We start from the raw sequence: 5,887 nt of genomic DNA on the forward strand, positions 1-5,887 counted from the left end.
CGTCGCGACGGGGCGAACGTTGCCTGTTGGGGCACTAGGGGGTGTTTCGAAAGTCCTGTGCGGTGCCCGCGGTGTCCGGTGCGTGCTCTCGGCGTGCCGGCCGGAAGTCCTCGTACTGGATGTACTTGGGCTTTCGGCCGGTGCGGCGAGTGGGGGCACCTCCCGCGCCCTTAAGGCAGTGGGGGAGCGTGCCGGGCGCCGTGGGTGCTGTGCGGGACTTTCGAAACACCCCCTAGCTATCGGCGCCGCGACTGCCTGACGACGACGGTCACGTCCGACGCCACTGACGCGGAACGACAGGGAGCCTGAACCACACCGCCTTGCCCGACTCGGTGGGGCGGTGGCCGCAGGACGAGCTGAGGGCGCGGATCAGCAGCAGGCCGCGCCCGTGCTCCTGCCAGGGATCGGGCTCGGCCTCGGCGGGCCGGGTCAGATTGCCGGGCGGCGCCGGGTCCGCGTCGTGCACCTCTACCTGGCAGCCGGTCGGCAGCAGTTCCACCACGAGCTCTATCGGGCCGTCCCCGGCGGTGTGCTCCACCGCGTTCGCGACCAGCTCCGCCGTGAGCAGCTCCACGGTGTCGCTGTCGGCGGCATGCTCCACCTCGGCCAGCGCCGTACGGACCAGTGCGCGGGCGACGGGCACCGCCGCGGCGGTGTGCGGCAGCGCGATGCGCCAGGAGGCGGAGGCGGCGGGGCGTTCGTGCAACGTGGGTCCGTTCATGAGCAGGCTGTCCTGCTTTCAACCTTATGAATGGTACGGCGCCGCCCGGCAGAGGCGTCCGACGGGCACCGTTCGGGACCTTCGACCCCGATGTCGGGCGGCTTACCCGGGTGAACGCCCCGCCTCGCACGGCTGATCCCGCCGTTACACGGGTGTGGACGAGCCGTGACGGATGTGACGGGGCCAGGTCGCGGCAGGATCGAGAAGGTCTGTCGCGGATCGAGAAGGTCTATAGCGTAGTCGTGACGACAGTCATGGATCGGTGATAGCTTCGAGGGTAGAGCTCAGTGAGGCAGTGCCCGCCGTCCGCCCGAGGAGGCCGCACCCGTCATGAGTCCCTTCACCGGCTCCGCCGCCCGGACCGCACGCTGGCGCCATCTCCGTCTGGACCTCACGGACGGCGTCGCCACCGTCACCCTCGCCCGCCCCGAGAAACTCAACGCGCTCACCTTCGGCGCCTACGCAGACCTGCGCGACCTGCTCGCCGAGCTGTCCCGGGAGCGGACGGTGCGCGCGCTGGTCCTGGCCGGCGAGGGGCGCGGCTTCTGTTCCGGCGGCGACGTGGACGAGATCATCGGCGCCACCCTGGCCATGGACACCGCCCAGCTCCTCGACTTCAACCGGATGACCGGGCAGGTCGTACGGGCCGTACGGGAGTGCCCGTTCCCGGTGATCGCCGCGGTGCACGGCGTGGCCGCGGGCGCCGGGGCCGTCCTCGCCCTGGCAGCCGACTTCCGGGTGGCGGACCCGAGCGCCCGGTTCTCCTTCCTCTTCACCCGGGTCGGCCTGTCCGGCGGCGACATGGGTGCCGCATACCTGCTGCCCCGGGTCGTAGGACTCGGCCACGCGACCCGCCTGCTCATGCTGGGCGAGCCGGTACGGGCCCCGGAGGCCGAACGGATCGGCCTGATCAGTGAACTGGCGGACGAGGGCCGCGCAGACGAGACAGCACAGTCCCTGGCCCACCGCCTGGCAGAGGGCCCCGCCCTGGCATACGCCCAGACAAAGGCCCTGCTGACGGCCGAACTGGACATGCCTTTGTCGGCGTCGGTGGAACTGGACGCAGCGACCCAGGCCCTCCTGATGAATGGCGAGGACTACGCAGAGTTCCATGCCGCCTTCACAGAGAAGCGCCGGCCAAAATGGCAGGGACGGTGACCATGCCAACCCCAGGGGCGCGGGGCGGTGTCGTACGCGTCGCGGTCGTCGGCGGAGGCCCCGGCGGCCTCTACGCCGCCGCCCTCCTCAAACGCCTGGACCCCACCCGAGAAGTAACCGTCTGGGAACGCAACACCCCCGACGACACCTTCGGCTTCGGAGTAGTCCTCTCCGACGAAACCCTCGGCGGCATAGAACACGCCGACCCCGTGGTCTACGAGGCCCTACAACAGCACTTCACCCGCTGGGACGACATAGACATCGTCCACCGAGGCACCCGCCAGACCTCCGGAGGACACGGCTTCGCAGCCCTCGGCCGCCGCCGCCTCCTGGAGATCCTTCACGAGCGCTGCCGCTCCCTCGGCGTAGAGCTGAGGTTCCGCTCCGAGGCGCCGTACCCGGCCTGGCTGGCAGAGACGTACGACCTCGTCATCGCCGCCGACGGCGTGCACAGCAGCACCCGCGAGGCCTACGCCCATGTGTTCCGCCCCCATGTGGCCTCACACCACTGCCGCTACATCTGGCTGGCCGCCGACTTCGCCTTCGACGCCTTCCGTTTCGAGGTCGCCGAGACCGAGCACGGCGTGATGCAGCTGCACGGCTACCCCTACTCCGCCGACGCCTCCACCGTGATCGTCGAGATGCGCGAGGAGGTGTGGCGGGCAGCCGGGTTCGACGAACTCGACGAGCAGGAGTCGATCGACCGCTGCGCCAAGATCTTCGCGGACGCCCTCGGTGGCCGGCCCCTGCGCTCCAACAAGTCGGCGTGGACCACCTTCCGTACGGTCGTCAACGAGCGCTGGTCGTACGCCAACGTGGTCCTGCTCGGCGACGCCGCCCACACCGCCCACTTCTCCATCGGCTCCGGTACGAAGCTCGCGGTCGAGGACGCCCTCGCACTGGCGGCCTGCCTGGAGGAACAGCCGTCGCTGGAAGACGCGTTGGCGGCCTACGAGGAGGAGCGGAAGCCGGTCGTCGCCTCCACCCAGCGCGCCGCCCGCGCCAGTCTGGAGTGGTTCGAGAACCTCGGCCGCTACCTCGACCAGCCGCCCCGCCAGTTCGCGTTCAACCTCCTCACCCGCAGCCGCCGCGTCACCCACGACAACCTGCGGCTGCGCGACGCCCACTTCACGGCATCGGTCGAGCGCGAGTTCGGCTGCCCAACCGGCACGCCTCCCATGTTCACGCCGCTCCGGCTGCGCGGTCTGACCCTGCGCAACCGGGTCGTCGTCTCGCCGATGGACATGTACTCGGCCACCGACGGCCTCCCCGGCGACTTCCACCTCGTCCACCTGGGGGCCAGGGCCCTAGGCGGCGCCGGGCTGGTGATGACCGAGATGGTGTGCGTCAGCCCCGAGGGCCGGATCACGCCCGGCTGCACCGGCCTCTACAACGGCAGACAGGGCGAGGCCTGGCGGCGGATCACCGACTTCGTGCACGCGCAGGCGCCGGGCACCGCGATCGGCGTCCAGCTCGGCCACTCCGGCCGTAAGGGCTCGACCAAGCTGATGTGGGAGGGCATCGACGAGCCGCTGGAGGACGGTAACTGGCCGCTGATGGCCGCATCCCCGCTCCCGTACAAGCCGTACAGCCAGACCCCGCGCGCCCTCTCCCGTGCCCAACTCACCGACATCCGCGAACAGTTCACGGCGGCGGCCTGGCGTGCCGCCCGCGCCGGCTTCGACCTGCTCGAACTGCACTGCGCGCACGGCTACTTGCTGTCCGGGTTCCTGTCCCCGCTGACCAACCAGCGCACGGATGCCTATGGCGGCTCGCTCGCGAAACGGCTCCGTTTCCCCCTCGAAGTCTTCGACGCGATACGGAGCGTATGGCCGGAGGAGCGGCCCATGACCGTCCGCATCTCCGCCACCGACTGGACCGACGGCGGCACGACGGCCGAGGACGCCGTGGAGATCGCCCGCGCCTTCGCGTCGCACGGCGCCGACGCCATCGACGTCTCGACCGGGCAGGTCGTGGAGGACGAGCGTCCGGAGTTCGGGCGGTCGTACCAGACGCCGTTCGCGGACCGTATCCGGCACGAGACCGGCGTCCCGGTGATCGCGGTCGGCGCGATCTCCTCCTGGGACGACGTCAACTCCCTGATCCTGGCGGGCCGCACGGACCTGTGCGCACTCGCCCGCCCGCACCTCTACGACCCGCACTGGACACTGCACGCGGCTGCCGAACAGGGCTACGCGGGCCCCGGCGTCGCCTGGCCGGCACCGTACCGGGCGGGGAGCCGCCGTCCGCAGACGGGGCGGACGGATGCCCCCAAACCCAGGCTCAGCCTTGGGAGCTGAGTTCGGCGTCAGCAGCCGACTCGGCACGCGGACGGTTGACTGGCGGCCGTAGGCGCTCCCGCGATGGGACTGCCGCCACTCCCTGATCCGGCGGGTCGTACGGGCGGCCGAGCAAGGACACGAGGGCCCCGGCGTCGTCTGTTCGGCGCCGCACCGCACGGGCAGCCGTCGTCCGCAGACCGGGCGGACGGCGGCGCCCAACCCTGGCTCGGCCTTGGGAGTCGAGCTCGGTGTCAGCGGGGACGGGGGGCGAGCGTATGGCGGCTGTGGGGCGCCTCCGCCACGGGACTGCCGTCACCCCCTGATCCCGGCGGCAGCCGTCGTCCCCGGACCGGGACGGACGGATGCCGCCAAACCCCGGCTCAGTCCCGGGAGTTGAGCTCGGCCATCCCCGCGGTCAGCGTCGCGCCGTCTGCCGGATCGATGAGGATGAACGCCCCCGTGCGTCGGGAGACCGCGTAGTCGTCGAGCGCCAGTGGCTCGGCGGCGCGCAGGGCGATCCGGCCCAGGTCGTTCGCGGACAGCTGGGCCGCACCTTCCAGGTCCTTGACGATCGCCTTCACGGTTCGCGTCGTGTGTCTGACCAGGACACGGTCGCCGACCCGCAGAGGACGGTCCGCCAGATGGCAGACGGCCGCCCGTACGTCCCGGGTGAGCGCCGGGACGTCGACCCCGGCGGTGATCGTGTCGCCGCGCGAGACGTCCCGCTGGTCGGCGAGGCGCACGCTGACCGACTGCGGCGCGAACGCCACGTCCGTCTCCGAGCCGAGCACGTCGATGCCGGTGATCTCGGACATCTCACCGGACGGGTGGACGGTGACCCGGTCGCCGACCCGCAGCGTGCCCGACACCAACTGGCCCGCGTAGTACCGGACTTCGCCGTCACGGATGACGTACTGAACCGGGAAGCGGGCCGGGGCGTCAGCAGCCTCTGCGCCCACCGGAACATCCTCCAGGTACTCCAGCAGCGCCGGGCCCTGGTACCAGTCCATGTGCGCCGAACGCTCCACGACGTTGTCGCCGACGAGCGCCGAGACCGGGATCGGTGTGAAGCCGGGCAGCCCCAACTCGGCGGCGTGGCCCGCGAAGTCCTCGACGATGCGGTCGAACTCCTTCTCCTCGTACCCGATCAGGTCCATCTTGTTGACGGCGAGGACGACATGAGGGACTCGGAGCAGGGCGGCCACGGCGGCATGGCGGCGGGTCTGCTCGGCCACGCCGTTGCGGGCGTCGACCAGGATGATCGCCAGCTCGGCGGTGGAGGCGCCGGTGACCATGTTGCGGGTGTACTGCACATGGCCGGGCGTGTCGGCGAGGATGAACCGGCGTCGCGGGGTCGCGAAGTAGCGGTACGCCACGTCGATCGTGATGCCCTGCTCGCGCTCGGCGCGCAGGCCGTCGGTCAGCAGCGCCAGGTCGGGAGCGTCCTGGCCCCGGTTGCGGGAGGCGTGCGCCACGGCCTCCAACTGGTCGGCGAGCACCGACTTGGAGTCGTGCAGCAGCCGTCCGACGAGCGTGGACTTGCCGTCGTCGACGGACCCGGCGGTCGCGAAACGGAGGGTGTCGATGGTCGTGCTCATGGTTAGAAGTACCCCTCACGCTTGCGGTCTTCCATCGCGGCCTCGGAGAGCTTGTCGTCGGCACGGGTCGCGCCGCGCTCGGTGAGCCGGGACGCGGCGATCTCGGCGATCACCTTCTCGATGGTGTC

General features: G+C 70.9%; 4 protein-coding genes and 1 pseudogene. 2 read left to right on the top strand and 3 right to left on the bottom strand.

What is annotated here, in order from left to right:
- Positions 1 to 268: 268 nt before the first annotated feature.
- Entirely contained in the window at positions 269 to 721 is a 453-nt protein-coding gene (locus AQJ91_RS12025) for an ATP-binding protein (protein ID WP_067019536.1), read from the bottom strand.
- Positions 722 to 1,051: 330 nt separating this feature from the next.
- Here AQJ91_RS12025 and AQJ91_RS12030 point away from each other — a divergent pair, with 330 nt between their 5' ends.
- Positions 1,052 to 1,879 (top strand): enoyl-CoA hydratase family protein, encoded by an 828-nt coding sequence (locus AQJ91_RS12030; RefSeq protein WP_067019539.1) that lies wholly within the window; start codon positions 1,052 to 1,054, stop codon positions 1,877 to 1,879.
- Complete coding sequence (locus AQJ91_RS12035) at positions 1,864 to 4,179, top strand: bifunctional salicylyl-CoA 5-hydroxylase/oxidoreductase (RefSeq protein WP_067019542.1); 2,316 nt, start codon at positions 1,864 to 1,866, stop codon at positions 4,177 to 4,179. Before AQJ91_RS12030 ends, AQJ91_RS12035 begins: the two co-directional genes overlap by 16 nt.
- A 362-nt stretch (positions 4,180 to 4,541) precedes the next feature.
- Here the strand turns inward: AQJ91_RS12035 and AQJ91_RS12040 are convergent, their stop codons facing one another.
- Both AQJ91_RS12040 and AQJ91_RS51985 read right to left on the bottom strand, forming a co-directional pair.
- Entirely contained in the window at positions 4,542 to 5,759 is a 1,218-nt protein-coding gene (locus tag AQJ91_RS12040) for a sulfate adenylyltransferase subunit 1 (protein ID WP_067019545.1), read from the bottom strand.
- Between the two features lie 2 nt (positions 5,760 to 5,761).
- A pseudogene (locus AQJ91_RS51985) lies at positions 5,762 to 5,887 on the bottom strand (sulfate adenylyltransferase subunit CysD); the annotation flags it as partial.

Source organism: Streptomyces dysideae (assembly GCF_001514305.1).
GTDB classification, from domain to species: domain Bacteria; phylum Actinomycetota; class Actinomycetes; order Streptomycetales; family Streptomycetaceae; genus Streptomyces; species Streptomyces dysideae.

Bases quoted from the DNA above. Each gene is read 5' to 3' on its own strand.
- AQJ91_RS12035 (WP_067019542.1), top strand. From the start codon at position 1,864: ATGGCAGGGACGGTGACCATGCCAACCCCAGGGGCGCGGGGCGGTGTC.
- AQJ91_RS12025 (WP_067019536.1), bottom strand. From the start codon at position 721: ATGAACGGACCCACGTTGCACGAACGCCCCGCCGCCTCCGCCTCCTGG.
- AQJ91_RS12030 (WP_067019539.1), top strand. From the start codon at position 1,052: ATGAGTCCCTTCACCGGCTCCGCCGCCCGGACCGCACGCTGGCGCCAT.
- AQJ91_RS12040 (WP_067019545.1), bottom strand. From the start codon at position 5,759: ATGAGCACGACCATCGACACCCTCCGTTTCGCGACCGCCGGGTCCGTC.